Source organism: Parabacteroides sp. FAFU027, from assembly GCF_022808675.1.
In the GTDB taxonomy this organism is placed as follows: Bacteria; Bacteroidota; Bacteroidia; order Bacteroidales; family UBA7332; genus CAXXIC01.
On the sequence record NZ_JAKZKV010000015.1, the window covers coordinates 1 to 18,736 of the forward strand.

At 44.5% G+C, this 18,736-nt stretch carries 14 protein-coding genes; 6 read left to right on the forward strand and 8 right to left on the reverse strand.

Annotation, left to right across the window (positions count from 1 at the left end; all coding sequences use genetic code 11):
* Positions 1 to 423 precede the first annotated feature (423 nt).
* Positions 424 to 3,126 carry a family 43 glycosylhydrolase gene (locus tag MLE17_RS16965; protein ID WP_243349911.1) on the forward strand — a complete coding sequence of 901 codons (2,703 nt, stop codon included), beginning with the start codon at positions 424 to 426 and terminating at the stop codon, positions 3,124 to 3,126.
* Between the two features lie 191 nt (positions 3,127 to 3,317).
* Here MLE17_RS16965 and MLE17_RS16970 read toward each other — a convergent pair whose 3' ends face one another.
* From MLE17_RS16970 to dnaN, 7 genes are all read right to left on the reverse strand, one after another.
* Positions 3,318 to 3,695, reverse strand: a complete 378-nt coding sequence (locus tag MLE17_RS16970) for a RidA family protein (protein WP_243349912.1) — start codon at positions 3,693 to 3,695, stop codon at positions 3,318 to 3,320.
* A gap of 30 nt (positions 3,696 to 3,725) precedes the next feature.
* Positions 3,726 to 4,469, reverse strand: coding sequence for a 23S rRNA (guanosine(2251)-2'-O)-methyltransferase RlmB (gene rlmB / locus MLE17_RS16975; protein ID WP_243349913.1), 744 nt, complete (start codon positions 4,467 to 4,469; stop codon positions 3,726 to 3,728).
* A complete protein-coding gene (gene recN, locus MLE17_RS16980) occupies positions 4,451 to 6,124 on the reverse strand; it encodes a DNA repair protein RecN (RefSeq protein WP_243349914.1) in 1,674 nt (557 codons plus the stop codon). The genes rlmB and recN overlap by 19 nt, the downstream gene beginning before the upstream one ends.
* A gap of 9 nt (positions 6,125 to 6,133) precedes the next feature.
* Positions 6,134 to 7,033 carry a DUF4835 family protein gene (locus tag MLE17_RS16985; RefSeq protein WP_243349915.1) on the reverse strand — a complete coding sequence of 300 codons (900 nt, stop codon included), beginning with the start codon at positions 7,031 to 7,033 and terminating at the stop codon, positions 6,134 to 6,136.
* Positions 7,034 to 7,064: 31 nt separating this feature from the next.
* Complete coding sequence (coaBC, locus tag MLE17_RS16990) at positions 7,065 to 8,267, reverse strand: bifunctional phosphopantothenoylcysteine decarboxylase/phosphopantothenate--cysteine ligase CoaBC (RefSeq protein ID WP_243349916.1); 1,203 nt, start codon at positions 8,265 to 8,267, stop codon at positions 7,065 to 7,067.
* Positions 8,268 to 8,310: 43 nt separating this feature from the next.
* A complete protein-coding gene (locus MLE17_RS16995) occupies positions 8,311 to 9,078 on the reverse strand; it encodes a 3'-5' exonuclease (RefSeq protein WP_243349917.1) in 768 nt (255 codons plus the stop codon).
* 124 nt (positions 9,079 to 9,202) lie between these two features.
* Positions 9,203 to 10,327: a DNA polymerase III subunit beta gene (dnaN, locus tag MLE17_RS17000; protein WP_243349918.1), complete on the reverse strand. Its 1,125-nt coding sequence runs from the start codon at positions 10,325 to 10,327 to the stop codon at positions 9,203 to 9,205.
* A gap of 342 nt (positions 10,328 to 10,669) precedes the next feature.
* Between dnaN and MLE17_RS17005 the strand changes: the two genes are divergently transcribed.
* From MLE17_RS17005 to MLE17_RS17025, 5 genes are all read left to right on the forward strand, one after another.
* Entirely contained in the window at positions 10,670 to 12,649 is a 1,980-nt protein-coding gene (locus MLE17_RS17005) for a TonB-dependent receptor (protein WP_243349919.1), read from the forward strand.
* Positions 12,650 to 12,803: 154 nt separating this feature from the next.
* A complete protein-coding gene (locus MLE17_RS17010) occupies positions 12,804 to 13,811 on the forward strand; it encodes an MFS transporter (protein ID WP_243349920.1) in 1,008 nt (335 codons plus the stop codon).
* Between the two features lie 186 nt (positions 13,812 to 13,997).
* Positions 13,998 to 14,546 (forward strand): hypothetical protein, encoded by a 549-nt coding sequence (locus tag MLE17_RS17015; protein ID WP_243349921.1) that lies wholly within the window; start codon positions 13,998 to 14,000, stop codon positions 14,544 to 14,546.
* Positions 14,547 to 14,670: 124 nt separating this feature from the next.
* Positions 14,671 to 16,077, forward strand: a complete 1,407-nt coding sequence (locus MLE17_RS17020) for a serine hydrolase domain-containing protein (RefSeq protein ID WP_243349922.1) — start codon at positions 14,671 to 14,673, stop codon at positions 16,075 to 16,077.
* 36 nt (positions 16,078 to 16,113) lie between these two features.
* Positions 16,114 to 16,944 carry a polysaccharide deacetylase family protein gene (locus tag MLE17_RS17025; RefSeq protein WP_243349923.1) on the forward strand — a complete coding sequence of 277 codons (831 nt, stop codon included), beginning with the start codon at positions 16,114 to 16,116 and terminating at the stop codon, positions 16,942 to 16,944.
* Positions 16,945 to 17,035: 91 nt separating this feature from the next.
* On the opposite strand, the gene groL is transcribed toward MLE17_RS17025, so the two are convergent.
* The gene (groL, locus tag MLE17_RS17030) at positions 17,036 to 18,673 is read right to left on the reverse strand and encodes a chaperonin GroEL (protein ID WP_243349924.1); all 1,638 of its coding nucleotides are present in this window, start codon (positions 18,671 to 18,673) and stop codon (positions 17,036 to 17,038) included.
* Positions 18,674 to 18,736 lie beyond the last annotated feature (63 nt).

The following is an 18,736-nucleotide window of genomic DNA, read 5'->3' on the forward strand; positions in this document are numbered from 1 at the left end:
GCATTTGCAAATCGTATTATGAAGTGCAAAAGTGCAAATTGAAATCCGTTTAATTCAAAAACGACTATAACTGACTAAATTTCAAATATATCAAAGACCTTTTTTAGATTTTAATGGGACAGCAATGAGATTCAGTTATTCCCTTCGAGTCTGACAGAATAATTTTGTCACTATTACCGCATAGCCATAAAATCCACAAACTATATATCCATGAAAACTCTTGTTTCAATTGCATTTACATTTATTTCAGCTTAGAAAACCACGTCCTAAGGGCGTGGTCAGAGACGTTTTACGGGTTTGCCTGAAAATAGTCTATGTATAATCAGTGAACAATCAATAACATTTTCATTGTAGTTCTCTGAATGCGTATGAATTCGAGTAAACAGAAACCCTTATAGGGTAAATCAATGCCCCTTCCTCTGGATGGGGATTTTTACTCTTTTTCTTAACGTTCAGGCGCAAAGCTGGACGAATCCCATGACTCTTTCGGGTGAATGGTATCTGTACGGAATCGGCGACCCCTATATCATGAAATACTGTGGAACCTATTATCTGTATAGCAGCACAAAAGACAATAACATAGGGATCAAATGCTGGTCGTCCAATGATCTGGTTCACTGGGCAGGGCCTTACACCTGCTCAACCGATGCGGTTACGAAAACTGCGTATGCCCCCGAAGTTGTGTACTGGAACGGCGCTTTCTATATGTACACCTCACCGGCAGGCAACGGACATTATGTATTAACCGGCAAAAGCCCCACAGGCCCGTTTACAGTCGCGACCGGGAATCTGGGCAAAAGCATCGACGGTTCGGTATTTATTAATGACAACGGGAACTGGTACTTTTATCATGCCGGAATGAATGGTATCCAGGGTTGTGCCATGAGCTCCCCCACTGCTATCGGTGATGACATTAACCTGAATACCTGTATGGGTAATAACTGGACTGAAGGTCCCTGCGTATTTAAACGAAACGGAATATATTATCTGCTTTATACAGGAAATCATTGTATCAGTAAAGGGTACAGAATCGATTATGCGAAGAATAGCTCAGGACCAATCAATCCCTTTACGGCTCAAAGCGCACAAAATCCCCTTCTGGTTAGTACCGAAGGAGACTTTGTCGGTTTGGGACATGGAACAGCCTTTATTGGTCCAGACCTGGATACTTACTTCTTCAGCTATCACAATCTGGCAGGCGATTATGGCGTAGGACCTTACCGCCATTTAAATTATGACCGCATTGCCTGGAACGGGGATAAAATGCTGGTACTCGGCCCAACTACCTGGGCACAACAAGCATCCGCAATGCCCTATATGTACGATTATTTTGCCAGAACGGAAACCGGAACAGATTGGACGACTCCAAACGGTGGAAACTGGATCATTGAGAATAATGACGCTTTAATACAGACCTCTTATAAAGAGAGCTCAGAAACCTGGCACAAAATCATTTCTACTAAAAAAGCATCCGACAACTATACAGCCGAATTTAATCTCTGCGAAGACAGCTGTTCCAACAGTCAGTCACGTACCGGAGCCATATTCGGATATACCGATGAAGCCAACTATGGGATAGCCGTCATACACAGTTCAAGCAAACTATTGGAGATTAATTTCCAGGTAAATAATGTATGGGAAGCTCCCCGTTATTACAGTTTATCCACTGCATTTGTTCCTTCCGCCTGGCATTGTCTGCGTATCGAAAAATCCGGCACTCTACATAAGTTCTTTATCGATGGAATGTTGAAATCCTCAGTGACAAGTACATTAAACGGGGGAAAGATCGGCTACATGACCAGTTGGAGTAAAGGTCGTTTTGGATATATCGCCTTCAGTAATCAGGTAAACGGTTCCGGTATTTTTGATACATACAAACCCATTCCCGGAGCGATTGAAGCGGTACATTACATTTCCGGTGGTGAAGGAATCGCTTATCACGATGTTACTGTTGGGAATTCAGGCAGTAAATATATCCGGAATGACAGCGTCAATATATCCGATTGCAGCGAAGGCGGCTATGCGATAACCGATAATCAGACCGGTGAATGGTATAAATACAGGGTGAATATTAAAGCCACAGGTATCTATAACGCCGGAATACGTTACGCCTCAGCAGGAGCCTCACAGATCAGAATCTGGCAGGATAACAAGGATTTAACCGGAATCGTTACACTGCCCTCTACCGGCAGCAACAGCACTTTTAGCACCTTTACGGTTAAGGGGTTGAACTTAACAGCAGGGTATCAGAACCTGCGTATTGAAACAATTGACGGAAATTACAGTCTCTATCGGATTCAGTTCCAGGAAGCTGCTAACGACGCCTTTACCCAAACGGATGATTTTCAATCTGCCTTCTCTTCTGACTGGAACTACAGTGATGGCACATGGGCTATCGAATCGGGTGAAGCAAGCAGCATCGGATATGGGAAACGCACACTGGGCAGTACCGGATGGACTGACTATAGTCTTCAGACCGATATTACTTACAATGATGTGATAAATGGCGGCCTGATCTTCAGGGTGAATAACCCGGCATTAGGCAGCGCAGGGAATAATTCCCAGTTAGGAACCGATTTTTACCAGGGATATTTCGTCACTTTAGCCTCGGGAGCTCTCATTCTTGGAAAACAGAACTACAACTATACCCAATTGGCGTCAGCTGCAGGGTCTTACACGACCAACAGAAAATATACGCTGAAAGTTGTAGTAGCAGGGGCTAACATTAAGGTGTATGTTGATGATCTGAATACTCCCAAAATTGACTTTACCGACCCGCAACCTTTTATATCAGGCAAAGTCGGTCTGCGTACGTTCAATGCTCATGTCCATTTCGATAATTTCCAGGTTACGACCGGCAAAAGCACTCCGTCTGCTTTAAACACGACTAAGGACAGCAATATCCGAATCTATCCCAATCCGGCAACAAATCATTTAATTGTTACCGGTCTGGAGGAGGTTTCAGAGATAAGAATCAGTAATCTGGAAGGTCGGGAAATTCTAAAAACAAAAATCAGTCCCCCGCAATGGACTCTGAATACATCGGAGTATCAACGGGGAAGCTACATCCTGCAAATCAGCAATAAGAAAGGACTTTCTGTATTGAATAAATTCATAGTACTATAAAATGCGAGCTCGCTGAAATCCTACCATTAAAAGAATGATCTCTTGAAAAAGAATCTGGCACTCTTAGTAATTGCCATGACAGTCATAGAAATAGAGCTGCAGTCTTGGGAGGATTACTAACAGAAAAAAACCGGATTCCGTCATTAACAGAATCCGGTTTTTATTTCTTTTTAGATAGGGGTATCAGTCAGTTATTTCACCGCAATCACTTCGATTTCCACCAAAGCTCCTTTTGGCAAAGCCTTTACCGCTACGGTAGAACGGGCAGGGAAGCTGTCACCAAATTCCTCGGCATATACCGCATTCATCTCAGCAAAATAGCTCATATCGGTAAGGAATACTGTGGTCTTAACCACATTGTCCATAGTGTAACCCGCTTCTGCCAGGATAGCATTGATATTTTTAAAAACCTGTACGGTCTGGCCGACGATATCGTCAGATGCAAACTCGCCGGTGGCAGGGTCAACCGGTATCTGACCGGATGTAAAAAGCATATTATTAACCTCTACAGCCTGGCTGTATGGCCCGATGGCTGCCGGAGCCTGATTGGTAGCAATTACTTTTTTCATAGTAAGTAGTTTTTTGGGGAAATGAATAACTTAAAATGCACCTCTCTGACGAATCACTTCGTAAATCAAAACACCTGTAGCCACCGAAACGTTCAATGACGCAATAGTTCCAAACTGTGGAATGGAGACCATCTCATCACACATTGCAATGTGCTCGCGGGGAATACCGGACTCTTCAGAGCCTACCACCAAAGCCACAGGACCTGATGTATAATCTGCCTGGGTGTAATTCATTGTTCCTTTTTCGCTTACGGCAATTAACTTGAATCCGCAATCTTTAAGGTATTGCAAAGCCTCTCCCGCCGATTTCTCACGACAAACCGGGATATGCAGCAAGGCTCCCGCCGAAGTCTTCACCGCATCGGCACTTACGGTCACACTACCACGTTGCGGAATCACGATGGCATCCACACCGGCACATTCGCAGGTACGGGCAATAGCACCAAAGTTACGCACGTCGGTCAGTCCGTCAAGCACCAGCACGAAAGGGTCTTTGCCCTGTTCGTAAAGGAACGGAACCATGCTCTCCAGTTTATCGTAAGTAATGGCAGATAGGAAGGCAATCACCCCCTGGTGGTTCTTTTGCGACATACGGTTGAGCTTGTCACCCGGCACGCGCTGAACCATAATATTTTTTCCACGTAAAACATTAAAAAGCTCCTTGGAAAGGTCTCCCTGAAGCTCCCGTTTTACCAGAATCTTATCAATCTCTTTACCGGCTTCCACAGCCTCAATCACGGCACGAATGCCGAAAATCATTTCGCTTTTTTCCATTGATTAATCAGTTCTTGCGCATTTTCGAGGGCAGCCTGAGTCAGTTCCGCCCCGCTCAGCATCCGCGCTACTTCTGCTGTTCTGTCGTTTGTATCCAGTTTTCTCAGACGGGTAGCCGTCGAGTGTTCGTTATCTTCTTTATACACCTTGTAGTGGTGTTTTCCCTTCGAGGCAATCTGTGGCAGGTGTGTGATGCTGATGACCTGCATCACCTGCGACATCTCCCACATGATCACTCCCATCTTATCGGCAATCTCGCCCGAAACCCCGGTATCAATTTCGTCAAATACAATGATAGGCAAGGCTTTGGCATCAGCAATCAACGCTTTCAGGCAAAGCATCAGACGGGAAACCTCACCGCCCGAAGCAATCTGGGCTACCGGTTGCAGATGTCCGTTTTTGTTGGCCGAGAAGAGGAAATCCACTCCTTCCGCTCCGTTATCGTCGAGTTGCTTCTTCGTATCGAAAGCCATTTCTATTTTGGCATGTGGCATCCCCAACGGCGATACTTTCAGCATCAACTCTTTGGCCAATTGGGGGGCATGCGCTTTGCGTTTTTCGGTCAGCTCTGCCGCCAGTCCGGTGACTACAGCGAGCTGTGTTTCAACCAAATCCGTCAGTTTGATCAACTCTTCGTCGGAGTTTTCAATGACGGATAGGCGGTTATCCAGCTCCAGCCGGATGGACAACAGTTCCTCCACGGTTTTCACCCGGTGCTTTTGTTCCAATTGATAAATCAGGCTCAATCGTTCATCGATAAAGGCCAATCGTTCAGGATTAAACTCGATATCTTCGGCCATGGATTCCGACTCAGTAGCCAGATCTTTCAGGTCGATATAATTCGATTCCAGACGTTGAGCCAATTCTTCACCATCGGCATACACCTTCGACGTCGCTCCGGCTACCTGCATCGCTTCGCGGAGGAGTTGAACGACTCCACCGTCATCACTGCTCAGCAGTTGGCAGATTTTATATAGATTTCCTTTAATCTCTTCGGCATGAATGAGCATCTCCTGCTCTTTCTCCAGCTCATCCTGTTCACCTTCCACCAGTTTGGCTTCATCCAGTTGGTTAAACTGGAAGCGGAGATAATCCTCTTCCTCTTTCTCTTTCAGTGATTGCTCGGTCAGGCGTTTGAGCTCCGATTTATATTTCCTGTAAAGCTGAAATTCAACGCCATATCTTTCCAGTAAAGGCTGGTTACCCGCCATCATATCCAACACCCTAAGCTGAAACGAATTATCCGAAAGCAACAGATTCTGGTGTTGAGAATGGATATCGATAAGCCGTGCGCCAAGCTCCTTAAGCTGGTTCAGTGAAGCCGGAGTGTCATTGATAAATGCACGGGATTTCCCGGAGGCCATTAACTCGCGACGTAGAATGGTCGTATTGGCATCGTACTCGATATCATTTTCCTCAAAATAGCTTTGCAGTGAATAAGCGGAGATATCAAAGTAACCTTCTATGACACATTTGTTTTCACCTTGTTTGATGGATTTGCTGTCGGCTCGTTGTCCGAGGATAAGGGAAAGGGCGCCCAGAATGATGGATTTTCCGGCTCCAGTCTCTCCCGTAATGACGGAAAAGCCTTCGTGGAAATCAATCTCCAGACGGTCTATTAGTGCGTAGTTCTGAACAAAAAGTGATTTCAACATAGGCTAATTCTATTGTAAAATAGAACTGTAACGATTGGCCTGTGCAGGAAATACATCAGTAAGAATCTGATGTACGCTCTCTTTTTCTGAGGTCAATCCTTTTGAAAAAACATCTCTTACCTCTTCAATTTTGGTATCTGAGAAAATGCTTAGCAAAACAGATCCAGGACGGTCACTGTTCAGCGTTTTTAACGCAGTCAGTGATTCGGCAATGGCAGCACGGGGCTTGTCGGTATTGGTACTCATCTCGTCTAGTCCTTTTCGATGGTAGGTGTACCACATTTGGCGAAATCCTTTAGACGCTTCGTCTGTAAACGCAGAAACCAGGGCATATCTGTTTTTGGCATTTTCAAATGCGCCCCATCCGCTCAGATTGTTGGACTGAGCCTGACTCATGATTTCACTCGCTTTATTGAAATAGGCCGTTCCACCGAAAGGCGAGAAACTGTCCTGGTCAACACCTAATAAAATATAGGCGTAGAATGCCATGACTGCGGTCAGGTTACCATTCGAACGGTTTTCCGTAAACTGCAACGGGTCTGATTCCACGTAGGAAAAATCGAATGAGGGGTCCTTGAAGTTAAATAACGAGGTGGTATAAACCGAATTAAACACCGGACGACGCGACTGCACCTGCAAATCGCAGGTAAAAGTATTGGCGCTTAAATCAGCCGTTTTTACAGTAATCACAAAGCTGCAATCGATCTTCTCCAGTTGGGTGAAACTGGCATTGGTCCACTTTTTATTATTCATAAAATCCATCAGCGCCCCCTGCAATGTCGTAAATACCTGCTTGTTGGTTCCCTGGATTTTATCTGTATTGAACTGGATCCGGCAATTCAACTCTTGTGCTGACAGGGTTGCCAAACCCAGCACCAGCATGAATGATAATAAAAGGTTGCGCTTCATAGACTTACGCTTTATTGTTTTGGACTATTTCTTATTTCAGATATCCGGCCAGCTTATCAATGATATCGGCAGCTACTTCCGGTTTCAATTTAAGCTCGTAATCGGTCTTTGCTCCGGATTTTTCCACAATACAGATTTTGTTGGTATCGTGACGAAATCCGGCACCCTTTTCCTGTAATGAGTTCAGGACAATAAAGTCCAGATTCTTGCGCTCAAGCTTCGATTGGGCATTCGCCAATTCGTTATGTGTTTCGAGGGCAAATCCCACCAACACCTGCTTATCTGTTTTGCATTTACCCAATTCAGCCGCAATATCACGGGTAGGTTTCAGGCGAATAACCAGATCGTCTTTCTCCCGTTTAATCTTTTGGTCGGCAGACGTTTCCGGCGTAAAATCAGCCACAGCGGCACAGAGTATGGCGCTATCAGCCGTTGCAAAAGCCTTTACGGAAGCTTCATACATCTCGGCAGCTGACTCTACATCAATCCGTTCGATGGCAGGGTGACTGGTCTTGAGATCAACCGGTCCTGCCACCAAAGTCACCTGTGCACCCCGACAGGCACACTCTTCGGCCAGGGCAAAACCCATTTTACCGGATGAATAATTACCTATAAAACGTACAGGATCTATCTTTTCATACGTCGGACCGGCAGTAATCATGATTTTTTTACCGGCCAGATCCTGGCTTTTAGTAAAAAAGTCTTCCAAAACCTGTACAATCTCCTCCGGCTCAGCCATACGGCCTTTGCCTTCAAGACCACTGGCCAGGAAGCCTGTTCCCGGTTCGATGATGTGATTGCCCCGACGGCGCAGGGTCTCAATATTCTCCTGCGTGCTCGGATGAGCATACATATCGAGGTCCATCGTCGGAGCAACAAATACCGGACACCGTGCCGACAGGTAAGAGGTCAGCAACAGATTATCGGCAATGCCGTGCGACATCTTGCCCATGGTATTGGCTGTTGCCGGTGCTATCAGATAAGCATCTGCCCAAAGGCCAATCTTCACGTGGCTGTTCCAGGCCCCGTTGGTCGGATCAAAGAAATCCACCAAAATGGGATTATTTGACAAAGTAGCCAATGTGAGTGGAGTAACAAACTCTTTGGCCAGCGGGGTCATGATGACTCTTACCTCCGCCCCTTTCTTCACCAGCAACCGGATAATGTTGGCCGCTTTATAGGCCGCTATCCCTCCGGTTACACCGAGTACGATCTTTTTGGATTGTAATGACATGTTTATTGGATTTTGTCTTCCTGTGAGGAAACTTTCAAACACGTTATTTTTTCAGTTCGCGCAACTTGATATTGGTCAGCACTTTTTTGGTATGAAGCGAGAAATCGCCATTCATCATCCAGCCATAGTAACCCAGGTCATTTTTCAAGACCTCTGCCACCGGTTTTCCTTTGTATTTACCAAAATTGAAAATCTCCACACCTTTATCATCGTAGATAAAGCGACCGGCAAAGTCCACGTTTTTATTGTGTGCAGAAAATTCTGACAGGTAGATAACATCGTTTTGCAGGTTGGGATAACGATCCAGTTGGGCTTTGAGCACCTCATAGGTCGCTTTGGTATCTGCCTCAGCCGAATGGGCGTCTTCCAGATCCTGATTGCAATAGAATTTGAGTGCGGCAGAAAGTGTGCGCTGTTCCATTTTATGGAAAATGGTCTGTACATCCACAAATTTACGCTTGCTCAGGTCGATATCGACATCTGCACGCAAGAACTCTTCCGCCAACAACGGAATGTCGAAACGGTTAGAGTTGTACCCCGCCAAATCACACCCTTCAATATCGCGGGCCAGATTCTTGGCAACTTCTTTGAAGGTCGGACAATTGGCTACATCGGCATCAGATATTCCATGGATAGCCGTTGCCTGAGCAGGAATTGGCATTCCCGGATTTACCAGGATGGTTTTGGATTCTTCGGTACCGTTTGGATTTACTTTCAGGTAGCAAATTTCAACGATTCTATCAGTAACAGGGTTTGTTCCGGTAGTCTCCAGGTCAAAGAAAACAAGCGGATTCCGCAGATTTAATTGCATAGGTAAAGGATTATTTGAAAGAATTTCCTCCCATTACGGAGGTGTTGTTATAAACAGAACAAAGTAGCCGGGAGGAATCGGTCCTCCTGACTACTTTATTGATTATCTTTTTTGTAAATGCTATTTAGTCGTTGAGCATCATCGGCATGATCAGCATCAGCAGATCTTCGTTTTCGTCCTGATCCATTGGCAATACAATACCTGCACGGGAAGGATCTGCCAGCTCAAGAGAAACCTCGCTTGAACCCATATTGTTCAGGATTTCCACCAGAAACGATGATTTGAACCCGATGCGGATAGGCGCTTCACCGTACTGGCACATGATAGATTCCTCAGCCGCAGTAGAGAAGTCGATATCCTGAGCCGTCACCACGATGAGGTTGTTCTCAATCTGCAATTTAATCAGATTGCTGGCCTGGTTAGAGAAGTGAGATACGCGACGAAGCGCTGCCATCAACTGTACACGGTCAACGACAACCTTGTACGGGTTATTTTGAGGAATTACCGAGTTGTAGTTCGGGAAACGGCCTTCAATCAGGCGACACACCATTCTATAGTTAGAGAAAGTAAAGTGTGCGAGACGTTCATCAAATGCGATGGATACAGCTCCCTGCTCTTTCGGAAGAATATTCTTCAGCATGGTTGCCGGTTTTTTCGGCAAGATGAAAGAAGAAGCCGAGTTGGCTTTGATAGTGTTGTTTGTGCAACGAACCAGCTTGTGACTATCAGATGCAACGAACGTAAGCGCATCCGGTGTGATATCGAAGAATACCCCGTTCATCACAGGGCGGAGCTCATCATCGGCAGTTGCAAAAATAGTTTTGTTGATACCGCTTGCCAATGCCTGTGCTTCAATGTTAAGCTGAGTATGCTCTTCCTTGATAGCCGGGCTTTTCGGATAATCCTCACCGTGCTGGCCAATCAGGTTATACTTACCGTTTTGGAAATAGATAAACACCTCCAGATTGGCATCGTTGATATCAAGCGTCAACGGCTGTTCAGGAAGTTCGCGCAGCGGATCAAGCAACAGTTTGGCAGAAATGGCAAATACGCCGTTACCTTCCGCATCAGCTACCTGCATAGTGGTCACCAAAGTAGTATCACCGTCCGAAGCGGTAATGGTCAGTTGGTTTTCATTCAACGAAAACAGGAAACTATCCAGAATGGGTATTGTGTTTTTTGAACTGATTACCCGGCCAATCGTCTGTAAATGTGACAAAAAATCTGTGCTTGAAACTACAAATCTCATAATAATAGATTTTATCTTGAATGATTATTGTTTGAAAATAACAGCTTCACTCGGAAGCAAAAGAGATGCAAACATACACAAAAAAGAGAGGACTTGCAACCTCTCCAAATTGAAAGTTTTGATTATGGGTAAATAGATAAATCACGTTCAGGATTCTTTACCAAAGAGAATCTCTCCACTTTCAAATCCAATTATAAAATAGAGCCCTATAAAAACGCTATAAAACTATCTATCATATCATTACAACGACAATCCACCCGTTTTATTTACGTCCTACCAATCCAACTCACAATTTAGCCGTATCTTTGCAGCGACAATTTAGTATAAACCAAACAATTTGTTATGCAAAATCAACGTACAAATTTTGCTCAGATCAGCTTCAACAGATGGTCCCGTAAGAATTATTCGGCATTTACCAGCATGGGAAAAGTGGTGAGAATCGGCGTTTTATTGTCCGGTTTTTCAATGCTTGCCGTGCCTGCTGCCAAAGCAGAAAACACGCTGGCCAAAGATTCTTTACGTACCGGACGTGAGCAGCAACTGAGCGAGCTGACCGTGGTGGGCAGCAAAATCGAAAGTCTGCAAGGACTCAATACCACCCTACCGGTCATTAAAACAAGTGATGTAGACCGATTACCGGTCATCAGTCTCGAAAGTGCCCTTCGCCAGTCGGCCAGCATCGACATTCGCGAGCGTGGCGTACGCGGCGTACAAGCCGACCTCTCTATCCGCGGCGGTTCATTCGACCAAAGCTTAGTATTCCTCAATGGTGTCAATTTTACCGACTCCCGTACCGGACACCAGAACCTCGGACTTCCTATCGACATCGAAATCATCGACCAGGTAAACCTGCTGCAAGGCCTGACCACTCCCGGAGCATTGACCGGAGCTATCAACCTCATCACAGGCTCATCGAAGCGCAACTTCCTCAAAGCCGAAATCAATTCCGGTGAATACGGTTACCAGTTGTATCGCCTCAACGGAAACCTGCATCAGGGATTGACCAATGTGTTTGCAGCAGCGTCTCTGAAACGTTCAGAAGGTTACACTGCCAATACCGATTTCAATACCCAAAACGGATTTATCCACCTGAAACAAGGCGCCCACGGATTCGGAAACTTCGACCTTCAGGCGGGTTATCAGGAAAAGGCATTTGGAGCAAATAGCTTTTATACTAAGTATGACTCACTTCAACGTGAAGCAACTAAATCATATATAAGTTCAATTGGCTGGAACAAGTCTATGCAAAATCTGACTTTCACCTCAAACATATCATACAAGAAAGTCTATGATAAATTTTCAATGCCTGGCTATAAGAAAATATTCTACCATACGACAGATGATTGGAATGCCTCATTTTGCGTCTCTTATATTTCAACTTTAGGTAAAACATTTGCCGGTATTGATTACATGTACAGTCATGTTTACAGTAATAATATCGGAGATAAACTTAGCAAACAGATTCCTGTAACCGGAGAACCGGGAGCCTTTTATCTATATGGAAAGAAAAGAGAGACTACAAATGTATTTCTAAAACACAGGATGTATATTAAAAACTTCCAGGCTGAAGGAAATATAGGGTATCTGACAACCTCCTTTGAAAACCAGCTTCTTTGGGGAGCAAATGCTCAATATCAACTTTTCCCATGGTTTAAATTGATTGCAAATTTGAATCATAATACACGCTTTCCAACCTTTACAGATTTGTACTACCAGTCGGCTTCTCAAATCAGTGACCCTAATCTAAAAATGGAGAAAGCGACATCTTTTGACATTGGTTTTGAGGTTAACAAGGACCATTTTTCTGCTTCGGCAACAGCATTCTCCCGTTCTACCAAAAATCAGATTGACTGGGTTATCAAAGATGCTACAAAAAAATGGTACAGCGTAAACTACGACAAGTTGGATATGCAAGGAGTTGAATTATCAGCGGCCTATTCTCAGGACAAAATGGTAAAAAGCATCAAATTGAGCTATACTTACCTCCAATCTAACAATCCGGCTGGGAACTGGATTTCCAAATACGCCCTGAGCTATTTGAAAAATAAAGCAACCGCTTCCACCCAACTGGCGCTAACCCACAAACTTGCATTAGGAGTAATCGGAACGCTTTGGGACAGAAACGACAGCTATTCCGAAATTACAGGCACACAATACACTTATAAACCTTACGCAACTCTTGACGCCAAACTCACCTGGAAGGAAAAGAACTACACGCTTAAGGTAGAAGGTGCCAATATCACCAACACTACCTACTATGACCTGGGCGGTCTTCGCCAACCGGGACACTGGTTTAATGCCGGTATCGTGGTGAACTTGTAATAAAGCGCCATATGGCAAATATATGACAGGCGGAATTCCATCGGGATTTCGCCTGTCTCATTTTCATCCGCATAAATAATCTCTTAAAACGGTGATTTCAACCGCCCCCCGATTGTTATATTCTAAGATACAGCTACGTTCCCCCAATTTCAGAATGAAAAGCAGTAAACTATTCGGATTAGAGAAGAATATTTTTTACGCCGGTCTTACCAGCTTCTTCACCGACACCTCAACCAAAATGGTGTATAGCGTCATACCTCTGTTTTTGCTCTCCATCGGCGCTTCGAAAACCACCATTTCACTAATTGAGGGAGTCGCTGATAGTACTGCTTCACTATTGAAAGCCGTATCGGGATTATGGAGCGATAAACTTGGCAGGAATAAGCCTTTTATGATAATCGGATATGGCATAACCACTTTAGTAACTCCTTTTTACGCATTGGCTGTGCGTCCTGTACAGGTATTAGTTTTGCGTTTTATAGAACGTGCGGGTAAAGGGTTTCGGACAGTCCCTCGCGACAGTCTGATAAGTAATTCCATAACCGGTAATGATGCAGGACGCAACTTCGGTTTTCACAAAGCCATGGATAACAGCGGCGCAATTGCTGGTCCATTTCTGGCCTCTCTTCTGCTTTGGATTTTTCCGATGAACTATGGTTATATTTTTATTTGGGCCGCTGTCCCGGCTTTTCTTGGAGTATTGACCATTGTTTTTCTTATCCACGAAAAACATTCTGCCTTCAGTATTAACAACGATAAATTTAATGTAAGGCAACTGCCGCGGAAGTTCTGGCTATTTTTAGTCGTGATATTTATCTTTTCATTGGGAAACTCAACCGATGCCCTTCTATTGGTAAAGACTTCGGAAACCGGCATTTCAAAATCTGCGATTCCTTTTATATACATGATATACAACCTGACATCCGTTATGTTGGCCATTCCTATCGGAAAACTTTCTGATAAAATCGGGAGGGAAAAGCTGATTATTGCCGGCTTCCTGATATACGCCGTGACATATTTCCTTTTCGGCCATTTTCATGACATCAAAATCTTCATTGGATTGTTTATTATTTACGGGAGCTACAGTGCTCTGACCGACGGCAATGATTTCAGACCTGGTCAGTCCCGAATTAAAAGGAACAGGATATGGTTTATATCATGACATACTCGGGATAACCCTTCTGCCAGCCAGCCTGATAGCGGGAATCTTATACGATAAGGTAAATGCAGATGCACCGTTTTATTTTGGGGCATTTATGGCTATTCTGGCAGCCCTGGGGATGATTATTTTCCATAATACATCAGAAAAAGAGATGTTCAGAATTACAAATCACTAAAACATAACACAATGAAGAAGAAACTTATCCCCAGCATCATTTTGACAATCACAAGTATTACTGCATTTTGCCAAAGTGAAAACCCGGTAAATGTAACACAAAAAACGCCGGACAATAACGAGGTGAGGCTAAATGTGGCTTCCGCGATTATCGGACTTCCAGAGTTGAATTACGAACGGTTTATTACGGACAATATGGGAGTGGGACTTGCTTTATCCATGTCACTGGATAAACCCAGAATTCTCATAATCCGAAACATCGCACTACCCTATTATCGAGTCTATTTCGGTGAAAAGAAAGCATCCGGATTCTTTATTGAAGGGAATATGGCTATTGTAGGACAGAAAAAAGCGGTTTTAGGAACTAATGCAAACGATGAGAGCTACGTTAGCGGCTATAATTCAGCCACCAATTTCGGCTGCGGTGCTGCAGTTGGTTTTAAAATACTGAACCGCAACGGAGTAATCGGAGAAATCTGTCTGGGCGGCGGCCGGTTGTTTGGCGGAACATTGGTTGATGGCTATCCGCGGCTCGGCATTTGCCTCGGTAAAAGATTCTGATCAGATTCTCTTTTGAAACTATTTTTGGCACAGAGTTAATATCATTTTACTGAAAGAATAGTTACATTTAGCCCGACATTGATGTGGTCAACAGATTCGCATCAATGTTTTATTTTTGTCCGGTATGAAAAAACTATCCATTTACATAATCGCATTTGCGTTGACTGGCGCTGCCGCTTGTCATTGCATAGCTGAAAATACATCCAAAAAGGGAATTCATTCCCTACAAACAGTTACAGCCGAACATGTCGGAATGAGTTCCGCCACGCTATCCCATATCGACACTATTGTAAAAGAGGGCATTGATGCCAAAGCTTATCCGGGCTGCCAGGTATTGATACTCAGGGATGGCTATACCGTTTACGATAAATGCTTTGGCACCTACACGTACGAAAACAATCAAAAGGTTTCGTCCAACACCATCTACGACCTGGCCTCTTTGTCCAAAACAACAGGAACATTACTGGCCCTGATGAAGCTCTACGACAAAGGACTTATCAAACTGACAGACAAAGCCTCCCAATATCTGCCGTTTCTCCGCGGCACCAACAAGGAAAACATCACCATTACCGAGTTGCTTTTCCACGAATCGGGCTTACCCGCATCGTTACCCTTTTACAGTCTGGCTATTGATAGAAATGGAAAACTTCCGGTTGTGGCCGGGGGAAAAGATAATGGATTTACATCTGTAAACAATATAAACCAGGTAGTAGGTCCTCAATACCGGTTCAAAGGGGATTGGGTCTCTAAAACACCCTCTTTTCAATTTCCGTTACAGGTGACAGACAGCTTCTTTATCACCGGTAAAGTCCGCGACTCTGCTATGCAGATGATTGTCAGGACTCCGCTCAGAAGCAAAACATACGTGTACAGTTGTGTCAATTTCATTCTATTGAAAGAGGTGGTGGAAAGCATTTGCAAAATGCCGATGGACAGTTTTCTCAATGCAGAGTTTTACCGTCCGATGCAGTTGGCGTCGATGTCCTATCTGCCATTGCGCAACCACAACCGGGAAGAAATTGCCCCGACGTTGAAAAAGGATTTCCTTCGCAACGGGATGATTCAAGGTTTTGTACATGACCCTGACGCAGCCATTCTGGGAGGTGTATCTGGAAATGCCGGGCTATTTTCCACTTCTCATGATGTTGCTTTGGTTTATCAGATGCTGCTTAACCGGGGAGAAATCAACGGCAAACGCTACCTGAGCGAAGAGACTTGCCGCCTGTTTACCTCAACCACTTCCCCGAGCGGCAGACGCGGACTGGGCTTTGACAAACCAGTTACTACCATTCCCAACCATAGTCCCTGTTGCGCTTCGGCTCCGGCTGCTGTATATGGTCATACGGGATACACAGGGACCTGCTGCTGGGTGGACCCGGTCAACAATCTGATCTTTGTTTTCCTGAGTAACCGTACCTATCCTAACGACAGCATCAACAAGCTGGCAAAGATGGGTATCCGCACCAAAATACAGGAGGTCATTTACCAATCACTCAAACAAAATAATACGACGCAACGGAAAAACCGTTGAAACCACATAAGTTTAATCAAAGACAACTATTGAACCATGAAACAAATGCTATTTATTGCCGGAGCCCTTTGGCTGACCATTGCATTAACAAGTTGCAACAACGCGACATCAAAACAGGATAAACCATCCCCGTCAACACAACAACCTCAACAGAAGGGTAATGATACCGGCAAACCATCTCCAAACAGTGTCGCACAGATAATGGACAAACCGGAGATTCCCGTGCTGTGTTACCACCGCATCACCGAAGGAAAGAAAGGAGACTACACGGTCAGCCCTGCCACCTTTGCAGCACATATCAAAATATTGGCTGACAGCGGATACCACGCCATCTCTCCGGCACAATTATATGACTATCTGGTGTACAACAAATCCCTACCCACCAAACCGGTGATGGTAACATTTGACGACTCACGTGAGGAACACTCGGCTATCGCAGCTCCGACACTGGAGAAATACGGATTCCGTGGGGTATTCTTTATCATGACCATCACCTACGATAAGGAAAACTACATGACCAAAGAGCAGATTGCCCAATTGGCAAAAGCGGGTCATACCGTAGGCCTCCACACCTGGGACCATACGATGGTGACTAAATACAAAACCGAAGAGGACTGGCAAAAAGAGATTGCCCAACCTAAAGAAAAACTGGAAAAGATTACAGGCAAACCTGTGGAGTACATTGCTTATCCGAATGGTGTATATAACCACGAAAGCGCTGAAAAAATGAGCAAATACATGAAACTCTCCTTTTCTCTTTCTACCAAACGCGACACTCTCCTGCCTTTGCAATGCATCAGACGTATCATTGTACCGGACATGCCGGCACAAAGCCTGTTAAAGTCAATGCGGAGAAATTTCAAATAATCATCAGTACAAGTAAAATCTAACAAAAAACCTCCAGGGTCATGAAGACCCTGGAGGTTTAGTTTTATATATTCGACAGAAGCGTGTCAGATTACATCATGCCGCCCATGCCGCCCATACCGGGAGCCATTGGAGGCATTGCAGCGCCTTCTTCTTTCTTCTCAGCGATAACGCTTTCAGTAGTCAGGAACATACCAGCGATAGAAGCTGCATTTTCCAAAGCAACACGGGTTACTTTAGCAGGGTCAATTACACCGGCTGCGAAAAGGTTTTCGTAAACACCTGTACGAGCGTTGTAACCGAAGTCAGCAGCACCTTCTTTCACTTTCTGAACAACTACAGCACCTTCTACACCAGCGTTGAAAACGATCTGACGAAGAGGCTCTTCAATTGAACGTTTAACGATTTCGACACCTGTAGTTTCGTCTTCGTTATCACCTTTCACACCTTCAAGAGATTCGATAGCTCGAATGTAAGCCACACCACCACCAGGAACCACACCTTCTTCGATGGCAGCACGGGTAGCGTGAAGAGCGTCGTCAACGCGGTCTTTTTTCTCTTTCATCTCTACTTCAGAAGCAGCGCCTACGTAAAGTACAGCAACACCACCAGCCAGTTTAGCCAGACGCTCTTGCAGTTTTTCGCGGTCGTAATCAGAAGTTGTGTTTTCGATCTGAGTTTTGATCTGAGCCACACGTTTAGCAATGTTATCAGCGTGACCTGAACCATTTACGATTACAGTGTTGTCTTTGCTGATAGTGATTTTCTCAGCAGTACCCAACATATCAAGAGTTGCACCTTCCAGTTTCAATCCTTTTTCTTCAGAGATAACGATACCACCGGTCAATACCGCGATATCTTCCAACATCTCTTTACGACGGTCACCGAAGCCCGGAGCTTTTACTGCACAGATTTTCAATGAACCACGCAGACGGTTAACTACCAAAGTAGCCAACGCTTCGCTATCCACATCTTCAGCGATGATCAACAATGGTTTACCACTTTGTACAGCTGGCTCAAGTACTGGAAGAAGTTCTTTCAGGTTAGAAACTTTTTTATCGTAGATCAGGATGAAAGGATTTTCCATCTCTACTTCCATTTTCTCAGTGTTGGTCACGAAGTATGGAGAAATGTATCCGCGGTCAAACTGCATACCTTCTACCACTTCGATAGTAGTTTCCATACCTTTAGCCTCTTCGATAGTGATTACACCGTCTTTAGAAACTTTACGCATAGCATCAGCAATCAGTTTACCGATTACAGCGTCGTTGTTTGCAGAGATAGCAGCAACCTGCTCGATTTGATCGTAGTTGTCACCAACCACTTTTGATTGAGCTTTGATGCTTTCTACTACTTTAGAAACCGCTTTGTCAATACCGCGTTTCAAATCCATCGGATTTGCTCCGGCAGTCACGTTTTTCAAACCTACAGCGATGATTGACTGAGCCAATACAGTAGCAGTAGTAGTACCGTCACCTGCATCGTCACCGGTTTTAGAAGCAACTTCTTTCACCAACTGAGCACCCATGTTTTGGAAAGGATCAGCCAGTTCTACTTCTTTAGCCACAGTTACACCGTCTTTGGTGATGTGAGGAGCACCGAATTTTTTCTCGATGATTACGTTACGGCCTTTAGGACCAAGAGTTACTTTCACTGCGTTTGCCAATTCGTCAACACCTTTTTTCAGTTGATCGCGGGCTTCGATATTGAATAAGATTTCTTTTGCCATGATTCTGGAATTTACAATTTTACTATTTACAATTTACCATTTAAAGAAAACAGTCTTTGCTAT

Bases quoted from the DNA above. Each gene is read 5' to 3' on its own strand.
- MLE17_RS16965 (WP_243349911.1), top strand. From the start codon at position 424: ATGGGGATTTTTACTCTTTTTCTTAACGTTCAGGCGCAAAGCTGGACG.
- MLE17_RS16970 (WP_243349912.1), bottom strand. From the start codon at position 3,695: ATGAAAAAAGTAATTGCTACCAATCAGGCTCCGGCAGCCATCGGGCCA.
- rlmB (WP_243349913.1), bottom strand. From the start codon at position 4,469: ATGGAAAAAAGCGAAATGATTTTCGGCATTCGTGCCGTGATTGAGGCT.
- recN (WP_243349914.1), bottom strand. From the start codon at position 6,124: ATGTTGAAATCACTTTTTGTTCAGAACTACGCACTAATAGACCGTCTG.
- MLE17_RS16985 (WP_243349915.1), bottom strand. From the start codon at position 7,033: ATGAAGCGCAACCTTTTATTATCATTCATGCTGGTGCTGGGTTTGGCA.
- coaBC (WP_243349916.1), bottom strand. From the start codon at position 8,267: ATGTCATTACAATCCAAAAAGATCGTACTCGGTGTAACCGGAGGGATA.
- MLE17_RS16995 (WP_243349917.1), bottom strand. From the start codon at position 9,078: ATGCAATTAAATCTGCGGAATCCGCTTGTTTTCTTTGACCTGGAGACT.
- dnaN (WP_243349918.1), bottom strand. From the start codon at position 10,327: ATGAGATTTGTAGTTTCAAGCACAGATTTTTTGTCACATTTACAGACG.
- MLE17_RS17005 (WP_243349919.1), top strand. From the start codon at position 10,670: ATGCAAAATCAACGTACAAATTTTGCTCAGATCAGCTTCAACAGATGG.
- MLE17_RS17010 (WP_243349920.1), top strand. From the start codon at position 12,804: ATGAAAAGCAGTAAACTATTCGGATTAGAGAAGAATATTTTTTACGCC.
- MLE17_RS17015 (WP_243349921.1), top strand. From the start codon at position 13,998: ATGAAGAAGAAACTTATCCCCAGCATCATTTTGACAATCACAAGTATT.
- MLE17_RS17020 (WP_243349922.1), top strand. From the start codon at position 14,671: ATGAAAAAACTATCCATTTACATAATCGCATTTGCGTTGACTGGCGCT.
- MLE17_RS17025 (WP_243349923.1), top strand. From the start codon at position 16,114: ATGAAACAAATGCTATTTATTGCCGGAGCCCTTTGGCTGACCATTGCA.
- groL (WP_243349924.1), bottom strand. From the start codon at position 18,673: ATGGCAAAAGAAATCTTATTCAATATCGAAGCCCGCGATCAACTGAAA.